A 15806-nucleotide genomic window follows, 5' to 3' on the forward strand; every position below is an offset into this window, starting at 1 on the left:
AGGCATACGGGGTACCCGCGCGCCACGAAGAGAATCATGGGTACGGCTGAGGCGCCGGGCCCCCGGGCAGCCGCAGGGTGAAGACGCTGCCGACGCCGGGCTCGCTCGTCGCCTCGACCGTTCCGCCGTGGGCGGCGACCAGGTGGCGGACGATGGGAAGGCCGAGGCCCGATCCCCCGGTACGACGGCTGCGGGACTTCTCCGCGCGCCAGAACCGGTCGAAGACGTGGGGCAGGTCGTCCGGCGCGATGCCGGTGCCGGTGTCCGCGACCGCCAGGGCGATGTCGTCGCCGTCCCGGCGCGCGGACAGGGTGACCGTGCCGCCGGCCGGGGTGTGGCGCAGGGCGTTGGAGACCAGGTTGCCGAGCGCCTGCCGCATCCGGAGCGGGTCGGCGTCCAGCCAGGGCTCGCCGTCGAGGTCGGTGCCCAGTTCGACCCGGGCCGCGCCGGCGGTGACGCGGTGGGCGGCGGCGACCTGCTGGAGGAGTTCGTCGCAGCGGACGGGCTCCCGGTGCAGGCGCAGGGTGCCGGCGTCGGCGGCGGCGAGGTCCTGGAGGTCGTCGATGACGCGCTGGAGGACGAGGGCCTCCTCGTGCAGGGAGGCGAGCAGGGCGGGGTCGGGGTCGACGACACCGTCCCGGGTGACCTCCAGCCAGCCGCGGATGTTGGTGAGCGGGCTGCGGAGTTCGTGGGCGATGTCGCTGACCATCGCCTTGCGCTGCGCTTCCAGGCGTTCACGGCGTTCGGTCAGGTCGTTGAAGGCCGCGGCGAGGATGCCGGTCTCGTCGCGGGTGGTGACGGGGACGCGCACATGGAGTTCGGGCGGCTGCTGGGCCGCGGCGGTGAGCGCGCGCAGCGGGCGCACCAGCCGGGTGGCGACCAGCGCGGTCGCGGCGACGGTGACGGCGAGCACGAGACCCGCGGTGCCCACGACCTTGGCCTTGTTGGCCGGGGACATGTCGAACAGCACGGCGGGCGTGTCCCCGGTACCCAGGAAGAGTTCGGCCACCGGGGCCACGTACGGGTCGAGCTGGGCGCGGCGGGCGTCGTCGAGGCAGGCCTGGGACTCGCGTGCCTCCTTCGCGCCCTGTTTGACGAACCCGGGCGCCAGCGACGGGGACCGGAAGTCGTCGCCCGCGCGCCCGACGCCGACACTCAGCGGTGTGTCGGCGCGCAGGCCATAACGGGTCAGGCAGGCGTGCGCCCCTGCCTGGAGTGCGTCAAGGGCCTTCTGCTCCGTGGGCATCGGCGTGTTCAGGACACCGTCGGCGCAGGCGTCGGGGACATAGGAGGGCTGCACGGAGCTGTCCGCTTCGGTGAGGACCGCCCGGCCGCTCGGGGTGTGCACGATGGTCGTCTCGATGCCGTACCGGGCAAAGCAGGACTGGCGTTTGCGCGCGTTGACGTCGATCTCGGCACGCTCCCCCTTCGTGAGCCGGTACGGCCCGACCACCCGCGGGTCGATGCCACCGACCTGGGCGCCGCGTTCGCTGAACGTGTCGGTGCGCAGCGGGTCGACGGTGGCGGCGGCGCTCGGCGGCAGGGCGGTGCCGCGGGCAGCCGAGTCGGCGACGGTCCTGCGGTCGGGGGTGACGAGGGCGATGCGCCGGCCGGTCTTGGCGGACAGCTCCCGCACGGTGGCGGCCACTCCCGTCCAGTCGGGGTGGGTCGCCGCGTATCCGCTGAGCTCGGCGAGCACCTCCATGTCGTCGGCGAGCGCCAGCCCCTGTTCCTCGCGCAGGGCCTGGGTGGTGGTCGCCACGGCCAGCCAGGCGGTCGCGGCCACCGAGCACACGGCGATGAGCCCGGACGTGATCAGCAGGCGGACCAGCAGCCGCTTGTGCAGGGGTATGCGATGGTGCGGAGGTGTCTGGTCCGGTGGCCTCCGAGCGCTCATCCGCGGCCGCCGCTGAGCTTGTAGCCCACGCCGAACACCGTCAGCAGCCGCACCGGCCGGCGCGGGTCGGCCTCGATCTTGCGGCGCAGGTTCATGACGTGCACGTCCACGGCCCGTTCGGTGGAGGCCCGGTCGGTGCCCCGGGTGACCTCCAGCAACTGCCGCCGCGAGAAGACCCGTTCCGGCTCGGCGACCATGGCGAGGAGGATCTCGAACTCGGCCGGCGTGCAGTCCACCGGCGCCCCGTCACAGCGCACCTCGTGCCGTACGGGGTCGACCGCCAGGCCTCCGGCGCGCACGACGGGATCCTCGGGCGGGTCGGCGGCCGCGCCCCGTCCGCTGCGTCTGAGGACGGTCCGGATACGGGCCATCAGTTCGCGCGGGCTGTACGGCTTGGTCATGTAGTCGTCGGCGCCCAGCTCCAGGCCCAGCAGGACGTCGTCCTCCTCCGACCGCGCGGTGAGCATCACGACGGGAATGTCCTCGTCGCGGCGCAGCACCCGGCACACTCCGAAGCCGTCGATCACCGGAAGCATCAGGTCCAGGACGACGAGGTCGGGGGCCAGCCGCCGGGCCGCGTCCAGGGCGGCCCGCCCGTCGTGGACCACGGTGGCGGTGTGGCCCTCCGCGAGCAGGGAGCGCCGTATGAGTTCGGCCTGCATCTCGTCGTCCTCGGCAACCAGCACATGTGCGCACACCCGGCGGATCCTAAGCGCTCAGCGGGCCAGGGACCTGGTGTCGCCCATGACGACGACCGGATGGAGGTCCGGGTCCAGGGTGAGGAGCAGCTCCTTCATGTGGTCCTCGGCGACGCTCACACAGCCGTGGGTGGGTCCGCCGTGGTCGACGTGGAGCCATATCCCGCCGCCGCGCCCCGCGCCGAGGGGCCGGGTCCAGTCGAGGGGTGAAGTCCCGGGCTGCCGGTTGTAGTTGATGGCGATCACGTAGTCGAAGGAACCGGCCAGCGGCTCCCCCTCGAAGCCCGTGCCGGGTGCGGTGAAGCCGACGCCGCGGTCGTACGGCAGCCTGGTGCCGGGGTCCTTCAGCAGCCCTCCGGCGTCCGTGAGGGTGTAGACGCCGGTCGGTGAGCGCAGGTCGCCCGCCAGGTGGTGGTCGGTCCAGCCCTTGAGGGCGTTGTGCGCGGGCCAGCTCGCACCGGCCCGCCAGCCGGCCTCGGTGCGCTCGTACAGGACCACGGTGGAGGCCGACGAGTCGCGGCCGCGCCCGGTGACCACGACGGCCTGTCGGGCGTCGGCCGGCACCTTCGCCCACGTCTTCGGACCGAGCCCGGGTATCTGCTGGGGGGCGACCTCGACGGACATCTCCGGCGCGGGAGTGGTCCTCGAAGGCTCCCCGGACGGCGTGGGCGTGCCCGCCGTGCTGGCCACGGCACCGCCGCCGCATCCGGTGAGAAGCAGGGACGCGGCGAGCAGGGCCACGTGGGTTCTGCGTGTGATCATGGAACGACTCTGGCCGACACTTGTAAGGAACTGGTCAGGTTCTAGGGCTGGTTCGGTTTACCGGGTGTGTAGAGCCAGGTCTGGAACAGGCCGTCCAGGTCCTTCCCCGACACCCGTTCCGCGAGGCGCTGGAACTGCGCGGTGGTCCCGTTGCCGCCGCGGTGCCCGGACGCCCAGGCGCGCAGGATCAGGAAGAACGCGCGGTCGCCGACACGCGTGCGCAGTGCGTGCAGGGTCATGGCGCCACGGGCGTAGACGGGGGTGCCGAAGATGTTGGCGCCGCTGCCGGGGTCGCCGGGCGGGAATTCCCACAAGTCGTCGCTCGCGGGTTTCGCGTACAGGCCGTCGAAGGTCTTCTGCGCGCTGTCGCCGCCGTGCTGCTCGGTGTAGAGCCATTCCGCGTAGGTCGCGAAGCCCTCGTTGAGCCAGATGTCCTTCCACGAGGTGAGGGAGACGGAGTCGCCGAACCACTGGTGGGCGTTCTCGTGGACGAGGGTGCTCAGGTCGGGTGCCCGGTCGTAGACCGGACGGCTCTGGGTCTCCAGGGCGTAGCCGACGTTCGGAGCGCGGTCCACGATGGAGCCCGCGGCACGGAACGGATAGGGCCCGAACAGCTTGCTCTCCCACTCCAGGACGGAGGGCAGCTTTCTGAGGACCGGGGCTGCCGCGGCGGCCTCGCGCGGGTCGACGGCGTTGTAGACCCGGATGCCGCTCTTGGTGGTGAACTGCTGCACGTCGAACTTTCCGACGGTGGCCGTGGCCAGGTAGGCGGCCATGGGCTCGCTCTGGCGCCAGCGGAACGTCGTCTTTCCGTGTGTGGTCCGCTGGGACAGGAGGATGCCGTTGGCGACCGCGGTGCGCCCCTTGGGGACGGTGATCGTGACGTCGTACGACGACTTGTCCGTGGGGTGGTTGTTCGCCGGGAACCAGGTCATGGCGCCCTGCGGTTCCCCGGCGACGAAGGCCCCGTCGTCGGTGGGGATCCAGCCGTCGAGCGAGCCGTCGGGGTCGGTGACGGGGCCGGGCTTCCCCTGGTAGGTCACGGTGATGGTGAATCGTTCCCCCTTGCGCAGGGCGCGCCGCGGGGTGACGACCAGCTCCTGTCCGTCGCGGCGGAAGCCGGCCTTGGCGTGATCGACCGTCAGACCGGTGACGGTCAGGCCCTTGAAGTCGAGGTCGAAGCGGCTGAGGCGCTGGCCGGCGCGGGCGGAGAGGACCGCCTTGCCGTCGAGACGGCCGCTGCCGGGGTCGTAACCGAGCGTCAGGGCGTAGTGGCCGACGTGGTATCCGCCGTTTCCGGCGAGCGGGAAGTAGGGATCGCCGGCTCCGGACGAGCCCGTCGACGGAGGGGGTCCTGCGGCAGCCCCGAGCAGCGCCACGAGGACGACGGGGGTGGTGACGAGGACGAAAGTGCGTCTGACGGCCTTCGGCACGTGCGCTCCTGTCGGTCGGGGGGTGGGCAACGGCTTCACACTAAAGGCCGCCTCCGCCGCAACTCACCCTTGATGAGGTCAAGTCACGCCCGGCTGCGCAGTACGCTCCCGACGCACTCCCTCCCTTCGTCGAGAGGCCGCCCGTGAGCGTGCGCATCCGCCGTGTCTACGAACCCCCCGAGCCCGCGGACGGCGTGCGCGTCCTGGTCGACCGGCTGTGGCCGCGCGGGCTGTCCAAGGACGCGGCCCGCGTGGACGAATGGCCGAAGGCACTCACCCCGTCGACCGAGCTGCGCCGCTGGTACCACGCGGGCGAGGGATCGTACGAGGAGTTCGCCGAGCGCTACGAGGCGGAGCTGACCGATCCCGAGGCGGCCGGACTCCTCGACCGGGTCCGGGAGTTGGCGAGCAAGGGTGACGTGACCCTGCTGACCGCGTCGAAGACGCCGGAGCGGAGCCACGCCACCGTGCTGATGCGCCTGCTGGAGTCCTAGGGCCTGTTGCGAAAGTGGCCCTAGCCGACCTGCTTGGCCGCCGCCCGGCCAGCCGCGCGCCCCGAGAAGAGGCAGCCACCGAGGAAGGTGCCCTCGAGCGCGTTGTAGCCGTGCACACCGCCGCCGCCGAAGCCGGCGACCTCGCCAGCCGCGTACAGGCCTTCGAGGGGCTTGCCGTCGGTGCCCAGGGCGCGGGAGTCGAGGTCGGTCTGGATGCCCCCGAGGGTCTTGCGGGTCAGGATGTGCAGCTTGACGCCGATGAGGGGACCGGCGGCGGGGTCGAGGATGCGGTGCGGAGTGGCGACCCGGCCGAGCCGGTCGCCGATGTAGCGTCGGGCGTTGCGGATGCCCTGCACCTGGGCGTCCTTGCTGTAGGAGTTGGCGATCTGGAGGTCGCGGGCCTCGATCTGGCGGCGGAGCGAAGCGGCGTCCAGGAGGGCCTTGTCAGTCAGCCCGTTCATCTTCTCGACCAGCTGCTCCAGGTTCGGGGCGGTCACGAAGTCGGCGCCCTTGCGCAGGAACGCGTCGACCGGTCCCGGAGCTCCCTTGCCGAGGAGCCGCTCCTTGAGGAAGCCCGCGCGGTCCTTGGCGGTGATGTCGGGGTTCTGCTCGGAGCCCGACAGCGCGAATTCCTTCTCGATGATCTTCTGGGTAAGGATGAACCACGAGTGGTCGTGCTCCGCGATGTCCTCGGTGGTGCGCAGGTGCTCGAGGGTGCCGAGGGTGTCGTAGCCGGGCAGGAACGGCTCGGGCAGTCGGCGGCCCAGCGCGTCGAACCACATGGAGGACGGGCCGGGCAGGATGCGGATGCCGTGGCCGGGCCAGATCGGGTCCCAGTTCTGGATGCCCTCGGTGTAGTGCCACATGCGGTCGCGGTTGACCAGGCGGACGCCGGCGCCGGCGCTGATGTCGAGCATCCGGCCGTCGACGTAGGCGGGCACGCCGGTGACCATCTCGGCGGGCGGGGTGCCGAGCCGTTCGGGCCAGTAGCGGCGGACGATGTCGTGGTTGGCGCCGATACCGCCGGTGGTGACGACGACGGCGTGGGCGGTGAGCTCGAAGTCGCCGATCCGGTCACGGCTGGAGGCGACACCGCGCGCGGAGTTGTCCTCGGCCAGCACCGTGCCGCGTACGCCTCGGGCGGTGCCCTCCTCGACGACCAGTTCGTCGACCTGGTGGCGGTGGTAGAAGGTCAGCAGTCCGTCGCGCGCGGCCTGCTTGGCGTACCCGACGAAGGGCTCGACGACTCCGGTGCCGGTGCCCCAGGCGATGTGGAAGCGGGGCACGGAGTTGCCGTGTCCGTGGGCGGTGAGGTCACCGCGCTCGGCCCAGCCGACGGTCGGCAGGAACTTGATCCCGTGCCCCTCGAGCCAGGACCGCTTCTCCCCCGCCGCGAACTCGACGTAGGCGCGCGCCCAGCGCACCGCCCAGGAGTCCTCGTCGTCGACACGGTCGAACTTCGCACTGCCCTGCCAGTCGTTCCAGGCGAGGTCGAAGGAGTCCTTGATGCCGAGGCGACGCTGTTCCGGGGAGTCGACCAGGAAGAGTCCGCCGAAGGACCAGAAGGCCTGGCCGCCGAGGTTGGCGGCGTTCTCCTGGTCGACCAGCGCGACCCTCTTGCCGCGGCTGGTGAGCTCGTGCGCGGCGACCAGGCCCGCGAGCCCCGCTCCGACGACGATGACGTCGGCATCCATGGCGACCGTCCCTTCCCTCATACGGTGGTGTCGCTGCCGTCGGTGAGCAGCGCGGTGAGCAGTTGCTTCAGCCAGACACGGGCCCGCTCGAGGTCCCCGTCCAGCAGCAGTTGGACGGTGACTCCGTCGTAGGCGGCGACCACGGCGTGGGCGGCGTCCTCGACGTCGGCCAGCACGGCGGGCAGTCCGGCGTGCCCGCGTGCGCGTGCCAGCCGGTCGGCGACCGCCCGCCTGAGCCGCGCCCGGTGTTCGAGCAGGGTCCGGGCGACCTCGGGCGCGCGGGCGGCGTGCACCAGGAAGTCGGTCTTGACCAGGAGCCAGTCCCGGTCCAGGAGCAGCACGTCGGTGACCCGGTCGACGGCGGCCAGCACGTCGAGCTCCGGCCCGTCGAGGGCGAGGGCCCCGGAGACCTGCTCCGCGATCAGGTCCGCGCGCTGCTGGTAGAGCGCGAAGAAGAGCTCGTCGAGGCTGTCGAAGTTCGAGTAGAAGGCGCCCCGGCTGTATCCGGCGGCCTCGCAGACCTCTTCGATCGAGACGCGCCCGAAGCCCTTGGCGGCGAACACCGCGAAGGCCGCGTCCAGCAGATTGGCGCGCGTGCGGACCCGGCGCCTGGTCACGCGTCTGGTCGTGTCCTGTGTCGCCATGTCGGGTCCTCCGTTCGATACGCGAATGTATCCGATACAGCGATGCATCGAAAGAGCCGAATACCTCGACGGATTTCAATGGAACAGATATTCGAATAAGGAGTAGGCTGGATCCATGACCGCGCACCTCCAGGGCTCTCTCTTCGACCAGACCGACCAGCTGCGGCTCGGCCCGCTCGACGGGATCCGCCGTACCGTGCTCGGCTTCGGCGCCTGGATCGACGTACTGCCCGGATGGCTCGGCGGCTCCGACCCCCTCTTCGAACAGCTGGCCGCCGAGGTGCCGTGGCGGGCGGAGCGCCGCACGATGTACGACCACGTCGTCGACGTACCGCGCCTGCTCGCCTTCTACGACGTGGACGACGAGCTGCCGCATCCCGTCCTCACCGAGGCCCGCGAGGCGCTCACCGCGCATTACGCCGAGGAGCTGGGCGAACCCTTCACCACGGCCGGGCTCTGCTACTACCGCGACGGCCGGGACAGCGTCGCCTGGCACGGCGACCGGACCGGGCGGGGCGCCCGCGAGGACACCATGGTGGCCATCCTCTCCGTGGGCGCGCCGCGTGACCTGGTGCTGCGACCCGTGCGCGGCGGCGCCGGGACCGTACGACGGCCGCTGGGACACGGCGACCTGATCGTGATGGGCGGCTCCTGTCAGCGCACCTGGGAGCACGCCGTACCGAAGTCCACGCGCGCCACGGGACCGCGCATCAGCATCCAGTTCCGCCCGCACGGCGTGCGCTGAGGCAGAGAGGCGGCTGCTTCCGCTGCACGCGGGGGCTGCCTCCGGCGGACGGTGCCGGAGGCAGCCTCGTCCCTCCGGGGGCCGGACGGGGAGGACCGGCGACAAGACCCTGCGGCGGCGGGCCGGGAGGACGAAACCGTGGCGTGGGCGGGCCGGGAGCCCGGGGGCGCAGGTCTCTGGGAGCTTGCCCGGCCCGGGGTGCGCGCCAGTCCCGTGGTGTTCAAGGCTGACGGAAGACGCCGGCCCCTCCGTCCGGCGCCGCGCCCCGGGCGCGGCAGCCACGCGGACGGTGCCGGAGGCAGCCTTGTCACCAAGGAAGTTGACCGCTGGAAGACCGGTACCCGCCGCTCCGGATCGCCTGAGCGTCTGCTTTGCTGTGTGCCGTCGGGCAGGGACTCATCGGGCGGGGCGATCATGAGCGCAGGCGTGCAGCACGTCGCGGACGGCACTTATCTGGTGCACGGCAGCAATACCAACTGGGTGATTCTGACCGAGGGAAGCGCCGCCACGCTGGTCGACACGGGCTACCCGGGCGACCGGGAGCAGGTGCTCGCCTCCCTCGCCGAGGTGGGCAGTTCCCCGGAGGCGGTCACCGCCGTGCTCATCACGCATGCCCACAACGACCACCTCGGCTCCGCCGAGTATCTGCGCAGCACCTACGGCACGCCGGTCTACCTGCACGAGGCCGAAGTGCCGCACGCGCGGCGGGAGTTCCTGCACCAGGTGTCCGTCGGGACGGTCCTGAAGAACGGCTGGCGGCCAGGTGTGCTGCCGTGGGCGGTGCACGCGATCCGGGTGGGCGGCACGGCCCATGTGCCCGTCGCCTCCCCGCAGCCGTTCCCGGCGGAGGGCACGCTCGATCTGCCGGGCCGTCCGGTGCCCGTGTACACGCCGGGCCACACGGACGGGCACTGTGCCTTCCACCTCCCCGAGCGCGGCGTGGTGATCTCCGGCGACGGCCTGGTGAGCGGTCACCCGACCTCGCGGGTCAAGGGGCCCCAGCTGCTGCCGGACATGTTCCATCACGAGCGCGCACGTGCCGTGGCGTCGCTGGACGTGTTCGCCGAGCTGGAGGGCGATGTGCTGCTGCCGGGGCACGGGCCGGTACACCGCGGTCCGGTCCGTGAAGCGGCACTTCAGGCCAGGGACCGTGCGCTCTAAGGTGAGGTGACGATCACCGCCCAGGCAAGGATAGAGCACCGATGGCACTGCAGATCAGCGCGACGAACCCGGAGCACCCCGCGCTCCTGCTCGAACTGCCGTGGCAGCTGCCGCTGGAGCAGTGGCCGGAGGAGGTCCTGGTCCCGCTGCCGCGCGGGATATCGCGCCACGTGGTGCGCTACGCCCGCGCTGGTGACGAGGTCATCGCCGTGAAGGAGCTCGCCGAGCGCCCGGCGCTGCGCGAGTACGAACTGCTGCGCGACCTGGACCGGCTCGGCATACCCGCCGTCGATCCGCTCGCCGTGGTCACCGGGCGCACCGACACCGAGGACGCCCCGCTGGAACCGGTGCTGGTCACCCGGCATCTGGGCGGCTCGATGCCGTACCGCTCGATGTTCGAGACGACCATGCGGCCCGCCACCATGCACCGCCTCATGGACGCGCTGGCCGTCCTTCTGGTCCGCCTGCATCTGGCCGGGTTCGCCTGGGGCGACTGCTCGCTGTCCAACACGCTCTTCAGACGGGACGCGGGTGCCTACGCCGCCTATCTGGTGGACGCGGAGACCGGTGACCTGCATCCGCAGCTCAGCCCCGGGCAGCGGGACTACGACCTCGACCTCGCCCGCGTGAACATCAGCGGCGAACTGCTCGACCTGGAGGCGTCCGGGGCGCTGCACCCCTCGGTGGACGCGATCGAGTTCGGCATGGAGATCTGCTCGCGCTACAACAGCCTGTGGGAGGAGCTGACCCGCAGGTCCGTCTACCCGGCGGGCAAGTACCACTACATCGAGCGCCGGATCCGCAGGCTCAACGAACTCGGCTTCGACGTGGCCGAGATGCAGATCGAGCACGCGCCGAACGGCGACGAGGTCACGTTCGTGCCGAAGGTCGTGGACGCGGGCCACCACCAGCGCCAGCTCCTGCGCCTGACGGGCCTGGACGCCGAGGAGAACCAGGCCCGCCGGCTCCTGAACGACCTGGAGAGCTGGATGGCCACCCAGGACGACTACGCTCCGGGCGACCCCCTCGGGGCCCGCCCGGAGGTGCTCGCCCACCGCTGGGTGCGGGACGTCTTCCGGCCCACGGTGCGGGCCGTGCCGCTGGAGATGCGCGGGTCGATGGACCCGGCCGAGATCTACCACGAGCTCCTCGAGCACCGCTGGTACCTGTCCGAGCGGGCCCAGCACGACATCGGCCTGGACACGGCGGTGGACGACTACATCAAGAACATCCTCCCCAAGGCCCGGGAGACGCTCCAGCCCACCCCCGCCACCGCGGACTGACCTCAGGCGTGCGGCACCACGGCCACCGGACAGTCCGCGTGATGCAGCACGCCGTGCGCGACCGATCCGATCCGGGCGCCCACGGCGGTACGGCGGGCCCGGCGTCCGACGACCATCAGCTGGGCCCGCGCGGTCATCGACAGCAGCACCTGCCCCGCGCTGCCCATCTCGACGTGCTCGACGACCGGCACCTCGGGGAAGCGTTCCCGCCACGGCTGCAGCGCCGAGGCCAGGGCCTTCTTCTCGTACGGCTCCAGTCCTCCGGCCTCGTCCAGGAGCTTCAGCGAGCCGGGGCTGTAGGCGAACACCGGCGGCAGCGTCCAGGCCCGTACGGCACGCACGGTGGCCGCCCGTGCCGCCGCCGTCTCGAAGGCGAACCGCAGGACTTCGGCGCTGTCCTCCGGCTCGCCCTCCTGGCCCACGACGATCTCGCGTCCCGATGCCTCCGCGGCGGCCTGGTCCCCGGCGCGCACCAGGACGACGGGCCGCGTCGCCTCGGCGATCACCTGCTGGCCGACCGAGCCCAGCAGGAAGCCGACGACCGGCCCGTGCCCGCGGGAGCCGAGGACCAGCAGCTCGGAGTCGGCCGCCGCCGCGACCAGCACGTCGACGCTGCCGCCCTCCACGAGGTCGGTGTCCACGTCGAGCCCGGTGTGCCGCCCGGTGACCGTCCGCACGGCCTCGGCCATGGCGTCCCGCGCCCAGCCCGCCTGGGTGTCCCGGTCCCCCGCGTCGATCCCCTCGTACGGCTGGAACCGCCACGCGTGCACCACCCGTAGCGCCACGTCTCGCCGGACCGCCTCCCGCGCGGCCCAGTCCAGCGCGGCCAGGCTCTCCTCGGTTCCGTCGATCCCTGCGGTGATCGGGCGGGTCATGCGGTGGCCTCCCTGTCTTGCGGTGACGTCGGAGCCCAGTCTTCACTACGCTGCCGAAATGACCTTGGAATGGGAACAAGTCATCGTGGACTCCGCCGACCCCGCCGCGCTCGGGCGCTGGTGGGCCGAGGCGCTGGGCTGGGTGGTGGTCGAGGACTCCCCCGACGAGTTCGAGATCCGCCCCGAGAAGGACCGGATGCCGGGACTGCTCTTCGTGCCGGTGCCCGAGGCCAAGACCGCCAAGAACCGGCTCCATCTCGACTTCCGCCCCGACGACCAGGAGGCCGAGGTCACCCGCCTCCTCGCCCTGGGCGCGCAGCACGCGGACGTGGGGCAGGGGGAGGTGTCCTGGGTGACGCTCATGGATCCCGAGGGGAACGAGTTCTGCGTGCTGGGCGAGCGCCGGTCCTGACCCCGGCAGGGTCAGACATACCTGCGCGTAGCCTGGCGATCGAACATACGATGGGCGGGACCGGGCCGGTGACCACGGGGGGCGCTGGGCCCTGACCGACCGCTCGGGGTGGGAGACGTATGGCACAGGCCGCCGAATCGGCGCGGACCGTCATCCTGACCGTGGACGACGACCCGGGGGTCTCCCGCGCCGTCGCCCGCGATCTGCGGCGGCGCTACGGCGAGTCGTACCGGATCGTGCGCGCGGAGTCCGGGGAGTCCGCGCTGGAGGCGCTGCGGGAGCTGAAGCTGCGCGGCGACCTCGTGGCGGTGATCCTGGCCGACTACCGCATGCCGCAGATGAACGGCATCGAGTTCCTCGAACAGGCCCTGGACGTGTATCCGGGAGCCCGCCGCGTGCTGTTGACGGCGTACGCGGACACCAGCGCGGCGATCGACGCGATCAACGTCGTCGATCTCGACCACTACCTCCTCAAGCCGTGGGACCCGCCCGAGGAGAAGCTCTATCCGGTCCTTGACGACCTCCTGGAGGCGTGGCGCTGCAGCGACTACCGGCCGGTGCCCGCCACCAAGGTGATCGGACACCGCTGGTCGGCGCGCTCCTCGGACGTGCGGGAGTTTTTGGCCCGCAACCAGGTGCCGTACCGCTGGTACTCCACGGAGGAGCCGGAGGGGCAGCGGCTGCTGGCGGCCGCGGGGCAGGACGGGCAGCGGCTGCCGGTGGTGATCACCCCGGACGGCACTCCGCTGGTCAAGCCGGAGGCGCCCGACCTGGCCGCCCACGTGGGTCTCGCCACGACCCCGACCGCCGACTTCTACGACCTCGTCGTCATCGGCGGCGGCCCGGCCGGTCTCGGAGCGGCGGTGTACGGGGCCTCGGAAGGGCTGCGGACCGTGCTTGTGGAACGGTCGGCGACCGGCGGGCAGGCCGGGCAGAGCTCACGGATCGAGAACTACCTGGGCTTCCCCGACGGTGTGTCGGGTGGCCAGCTCACCGACCGGGCCCGTCGGCAGGCGACGAAGTTCGGCGCGGAGATCCTCACCGCCCGTGAGGTGGCGGGCCTGGAGGTCAACGGCGCGGCCCGCACCGTGCGGTTCTCGGACGGGTCGGCGGTGGCCGCGCACAGCGTGATCCTGGCGACCGGCGTGTCGTACCGGCAGCTGGAGGCGCCGGGCTGTGCGGACCTGACCGGCTGCGGGGTGTTCTACGGCTCGGCACTCACCGAGGCGGCCTCCTGCCAGGGGCAGGACATCTACATCGTCGGCGGCGCCAACTCCGCGGGGCAGGCGGCGATGTACCTGTCCCGTGGCGCCAAGTCGGTGACCCTGCTGGTGCGCGGCCCCGATCTCTCCGCCTCGATGTCGCACTACCTGATCCAGCAGATCGAGGAGGCTCCCAACATCTCGGTCCGCGCGCGTACCGTCGTCGAGGCCGCGCACGGCTCCGACCACCTGGAGCAGCTGACCCTGCGCGACACCGAGACCGGGGAGACCGAACTCGTCGACGCGCAGTGGATGTTCGTGTTCATCGGCGCGGCCCCGCTGACCGGCTGGCTGGACGGCACGGTGCTGCGGGACGAGCACGGCTTCATCCTGGCCGGGCCCGACCTCACCCCCGACGGGCGGCCGCCGGCGGACTGGGAGCTGGACCGGCCGCCGTACCACCTGGAGACCAACATTCCGGGCGTGTTCGTCGCAGGCGACGCGCGCGCCGAGTCCGCGAAGCGGGTCGCGTCCGCCGTCGGAGAGGGAGCCATGGCCGTGATGCTCGTCCACCGCTACCTGGAGCAGTCATGAGCGGGCAGTTGATGCCGTGCGCCCCCGGGGAGATCGGATCGCTGTTCCTGTTCGAGAAGCTCTCCCCCGAGCAATTGGGGCAATTGTGCGCCGCGGGGCGGGTCGAGAAGTTCGAGCCGGGTCCGGTGTACACCGAGGGAGAACCCGCCACCTGCTTCTACGTGATGATCGAGGGCACGGTCGTGCTCTCCCGCCGGGTCGGCGGCGACGACGTGGAGATCAACCGCACCTCGCAGCCGGGGGTGTACGCGGGATCCATGCAGGCGTACCTCGGTGACCGGGTGCAGCAGACCTACAACGGCTCCATGCGGGTCACGGAGCCCTCGCGGTTCTTCGTGCTGCCCGCGGAGACGTTCTCGGCGTTCATGCAGGAATGGTTCCCGATGGCGGTCCATCTCCTGGAGGGGCTCTTCTTCGGTTCGAAGAACACCCAGCGGGCCATCGGACAGCGGGAACGGCTGCTGGCGCTCGGCTCATTGTCCGCCGGTCTCACGCACGAGCTCAACAACCCGGCCGCGGCGGCCGTACGGGCCACGTCGACGCTGCGCGAGCGGGTCGGCAAGATGCGGCACAAGCTCGCCGTCATCGCGCAGGGCTCCTACAGCCCCGAGGTGATGGCGAACCTCATCGACATCCAGGAGCGCACGGCCGAACGGGTGGCCAAGGCGCCCGTGTTGAGCCCGCTGGAGGCCTCCGACCGGGAGGACGCGCTCAGCGACTGGCTCGACGACCACGGCATCCAGGAAGGCTGGCGGATCGCGCCCACCTTCGTGCAGGGCGGCCTCGACGTGGACTGGCTCGACCAGGTCGCGGCGACCGTGGGCGAGGAGATCCTGCCGAACGCGATCGGCTGGCTCAACTACACCGTCGAGACCGAGCTGTTGATGGACGAGATCAACGACTCCACGAACCGGATCTCCCATCTCGTCGACGCGGCCAAGCAGTACTCCCAGCTGGACCGGGCGCCCTACCAGGTGGCCGACGTGCACGAACTCCTCGACAGCACGCTGCTGATGCTGTCCGGGAAGATCGGGCAGCAGATCAAGGTGGTCAAGGAGTACGACCGCTCGCTGCCGAGGATCCCTGCCTACCCCGCCGAGCTCAACCAGGTGTGGACGAACCTGATCGACAACGCGGTGCAGGCCATCAACAGCGTCGGCGGGGACGGGACGTTGACCGTCCGGACCGCACTCGAACACGACCGGCTGCTGGTGGAGTTCCGGGACACCGGGCCCGGGGTGCCGCCGGACATCCGCGGGCGGATCTTCGATCCCTTCTTCACCACCAAGCCCGTGGGCGAGGGAACGGGGCTCGGGCTCGACATCTCCTGGCGGATCGTGGTCAACAAGCACCACGGGACGCTGCAGGTGGAGTCGACACCGGGCGACACCCGCTTCCAGGTGCTGCTTCCGCTGACCGCTGTGGACAACGACACGACCGAGGAGTCGGAATGACCGACATCAAGGGGCTCGACCCGAGCGTGCCGCCCAGCGGGGACGGGTGTGTGGAGTGCGACGCGGCGGATGGATGGTGGTTCCATCTGCGGCGGTGTGCGCAGTGCGGGCACGTGGGGTGCTGTGACTCCTCTCCCGGGCAGCACGCGACCGGGCATTTCCGGGACTCGGGGCATCCTCTGGTGCAGAGTTTCGAGCCGGGTGAGGAGTGGTTCTGGAACTTCGAGACGAATGAGATGTTCGAGGCGGGGCCGGAATTGGCGGGGCCGGTGAGTCATCCGGAGGGGCAGCCGGCGCCGGGCCCTGAAGGGCGGGTGCCGGCGGATTGGGCACGCGTGTTGCGGCGGTGAGCGCCTAGGAGCTCGGGGCGTCCTGTCCGACGGCGGGTGCGGGTCGTGTGTGGTTGATCGCGCAGTTCCCCGCGCCCCTGGGGAGGTCGCACCGCTGTCAGTTCCAAG

15 protein-coding genes are annotated in these 15806 nt (G+C 71.4%); 8 read left to right on the forward strand and 7 right to left on the reverse strand.

What is annotated here, in order from left to right:
- Positions 1-34: 34 nt before the first annotated feature.
- The 4 genes from ACIBJB_RS38680 to ACIBJB_RS38695 are packed head-to-tail and all read right to left on the reverse strand — an operon-like array spanning position 35 to position 4790.
- Complete coding sequence (locus tag ACIBJB_RS38680) at positions 35-1897, reverse strand: sensor histidine kinase (RefSeq protein ID WP_398938083.1); 1863 nt, start codon at positions 1895-1897, stop codon at positions 35-37.
- Positions 1894-2595, reverse strand: coding sequence for a response regulator (locus ACIBJB_RS38685; protein ID WP_398938085.1), 702 nt, complete (start codon positions 2593-2595; stop codon positions 1894-1896). The genes ACIBJB_RS38680 and ACIBJB_RS38685 overlap by 4 nt, the downstream gene beginning before the upstream one ends.
- Positions 2596-2613: 18 nt before the next feature.
- Positions 2614-3357 (reverse strand): L,D-transpeptidase family protein, encoded by a 744-nt coding sequence (locus ACIBJB_RS38690; protein ID WP_398938087.1) that lies wholly within the window; start codon positions 3355-3357, stop codon positions 2614-2616.
- 41 nt (positions 3358-3398) lie between these two features.
- Positions 3399-4790 carry a M1 family metallopeptidase gene (locus ACIBJB_RS38695; RefSeq protein WP_398938089.1) on the reverse strand — a complete coding sequence of 464 codons (1392 nt, stop codon included), beginning with the start codon at positions 4788-4790 and terminating at the stop codon, positions 3399-3401.
- 143 nt (positions 4791-4933) lie between these two features.
- On the opposite strand from ACIBJB_RS38695, the gene ACIBJB_RS38700 reads away from it, so the two are divergent.
- The gene (locus tag ACIBJB_RS38700) at positions 4934-5284 is read left to right on the forward strand and encodes a DUF488 domain-containing protein (RefSeq protein WP_398938091.1); all 351 of its coding nucleotides are present in this window, start codon (positions 4934-4936) and stop codon (positions 5282-5284) included.
- Between the two features lie 20 nt (positions 5285-5304).
- On the opposite strand, the gene ACIBJB_RS38705 is transcribed toward ACIBJB_RS38700, so the two are convergent.
- Entirely contained in the window at positions 5305-6978 is a 1674-nt protein-coding gene (locus tag ACIBJB_RS38705; protein ID WP_398938093.1) for an FAD-binding dehydrogenase, read from the reverse strand.
- A 17-nt stretch (positions 6979-6995) separates the two neighbouring features.
- Positions 6996-7622 carry a TetR/AcrR family transcriptional regulator gene (locus ACIBJB_RS38710; protein ID WP_398938095.1) on the reverse strand — a complete coding sequence of 209 codons (627 nt, stop codon included), beginning with the start codon at positions 7620-7622 and terminating at the stop codon, positions 6996-6998.
- Between the two features lie 115 nt (positions 7623-7737).
- On the opposite strand from ACIBJB_RS38710, the gene ACIBJB_RS38715 reads away from it, so the two are divergent.
- The 3 genes from ACIBJB_RS38715 to ACIBJB_RS38725 all read left to right on the forward strand — a co-directional run bounded on the left by ACIBJB_RS38715 (position 7738) and on the right by ACIBJB_RS38725 (position 10811).
- Complete coding sequence (locus ACIBJB_RS38715; protein ID WP_398938097.1) at positions 7738-8367, forward strand: alpha-ketoglutarate-dependent dioxygenase AlkB; 630 nt, start codon at positions 7738-7740, stop codon at positions 8365-8367.
- 414 nt (positions 8368-8781) lie between these two features.
- Positions 8782-9528, forward strand: a complete 747-nt coding sequence (locus tag ACIBJB_RS38720) for an MBL fold metallo-hydrolase (protein ID WP_398938099.1) — start codon at positions 8782-8784, stop codon at positions 9526-9528.
- 41 nt (positions 9529-9569) lie between these two features.
- Positions 9570-10811: a DUF4032 domain-containing protein gene (locus ACIBJB_RS38725; protein WP_398938101.1), complete on the forward strand. Its 1242-nt coding sequence runs from the start codon at positions 9570-9572 to the stop codon at positions 10809-10811.
- 2 nt (positions 10812-10813) lie between these two features.
- Here ACIBJB_RS38725 and ACIBJB_RS38730 read toward each other — a convergent pair whose 3' ends face one another.
- The gene (locus tag ACIBJB_RS38730; RefSeq protein ID WP_398938103.1) at positions 10814-11686 is read right to left on the reverse strand and encodes a universal stress protein; all 873 of its coding nucleotides are present in this window, start codon (positions 11684-11686) and stop codon (positions 10814-10816) included.
- 58 nt (positions 11687-11744) lie between these two features.
- On the opposite strand from ACIBJB_RS38730, the gene ACIBJB_RS38735 reads away from it, so the two are divergent.
- The 4 genes from ACIBJB_RS38735 (at position 11745) to ACIBJB_RS38750 (ending at position 15698) form a co-directional block, all read left to right on the forward strand.
- Positions 11745-12098 carry a VOC family protein gene (locus tag ACIBJB_RS38735; RefSeq protein ID WP_398938105.1) on the forward strand — a complete coding sequence of 118 codons (354 nt, stop codon included), beginning with the start codon at positions 11745-11747 and terminating at the stop codon, positions 12096-12098.
- Positions 12099-12217: 119 nt separating this feature from the next.
- Positions 12218-13894: an FAD-dependent oxidoreductase gene (locus ACIBJB_RS38740; RefSeq protein ID WP_398938107.1), complete on the forward strand. Its 1677-nt coding sequence runs from the start codon at positions 12218-12220 to the stop codon at positions 13892-13894.
- Positions 13891-15348, forward strand: coding sequence for an ATP-binding protein (locus ACIBJB_RS38745; RefSeq protein WP_398938109.1), 1458 nt, complete (start codon positions 13891-13893; stop codon positions 15346-15348). The genes ACIBJB_RS38740 and ACIBJB_RS38745 overlap by 4 nt, the downstream gene beginning before the upstream one ends.
- Positions 15345-15698 carry a UBP-type zinc finger domain-containing protein gene (locus ACIBJB_RS38750; RefSeq protein WP_398938111.1) on the forward strand — a complete coding sequence of 118 codons (354 nt, stop codon included), beginning with the start codon at positions 15345-15347 and terminating at the stop codon, positions 15696-15698. The genes ACIBJB_RS38745 and ACIBJB_RS38750 overlap by 4 nt, the downstream gene beginning before the upstream one ends.
- Positions 15699-15806 lie beyond the last annotated feature (108 nt).

It is taken from the genome of Streptomyces sp. NPDC050759, from assembly GCF_044456945.1.
In the GTDB taxonomy this organism is placed as follows: Bacteria; Actinomycetota; Actinomycetes; order Streptomycetales; family Streptomycetaceae; genus Streptomyces.

What these genes read in the sequence shown, in the direction of transcription:
- ACIBJB_RS38710 (WP_398938095.1), bottom strand. Translation starts at nt 7,622, where the DNA reads ATGGCGACACAGGACACGACCAGACGCGTGACCAGGCGCCGGGTCCGC.
- ACIBJB_RS38730 (WP_398938103.1), bottom strand. Translation starts at nt 11,686, where the DNA reads ATGACCCGCCCGATCACCGCAGGGATCGACGGAACCGAGGAGAGCCTG.
- ACIBJB_RS38690 (WP_398938087.1), bottom strand. Translation starts at nt 3,357, where the DNA reads ATGATCACACGCAGAACCCACGTGGCCCTGCTCGCCGCGTCCCTGCTT.
- ACIBJB_RS38725 (WP_398938101.1), top strand. Translation starts at nt 9,570, where the DNA reads ATGGCACTGCAGATCAGCGCGACGAACCCGGAGCACCCCGCGCTCCTG.
- ACIBJB_RS38720 (WP_398938099.1), top strand. Translation starts at nt 8,782, where the DNA reads ATGAGCGCAGGCGTGCAGCACGTCGCGGACGGCACTTATCTGGTGCAC.
- ACIBJB_RS38680 (WP_398938083.1), bottom strand. Translation starts at nt 1,897, where the DNA reads ATGAGCGCTCGGAGGCCACCGGACCAGACACCTCCGCACCATCGCATA.
- ACIBJB_RS38705 (WP_398938093.1), bottom strand. Translation starts at nt 6,978, where the DNA reads ATGGATGCCGACGTCATCGTCGTCGGAGCGGGGCTCGCGGGCCTGGTC.
- ACIBJB_RS38735 (WP_398938105.1), top strand. Translation starts at nt 11,745, where the DNA reads ATGACCTTGGAATGGGAACAAGTCATCGTGGACTCCGCCGACCCCGCC.
- ACIBJB_RS38715 (WP_398938097.1), top strand. Translation starts at nt 7,738, where the DNA reads ATGACCGCGCACCTCCAGGGCTCTCTCTTCGACCAGACCGACCAGCTG.
- ACIBJB_RS38740 (WP_398938107.1), top strand. Translation starts at nt 12,218, where the DNA reads ATGGCACAGGCCGCCGAATCGGCGCGGACCGTCATCCTGACCGTGGAC.
- ACIBJB_RS38745 (WP_398938109.1), top strand. Translation starts at nt 13,891, where the DNA reads ATGAGCGGGCAGTTGATGCCGTGCGCCCCCGGGGAGATCGGATCGCTG.
- ACIBJB_RS38750 (WP_398938111.1), top strand. Translation starts at nt 15,345, where the DNA reads ATGACCGACATCAAGGGGCTCGACCCGAGCGTGCCGCCCAGCGGGGAC.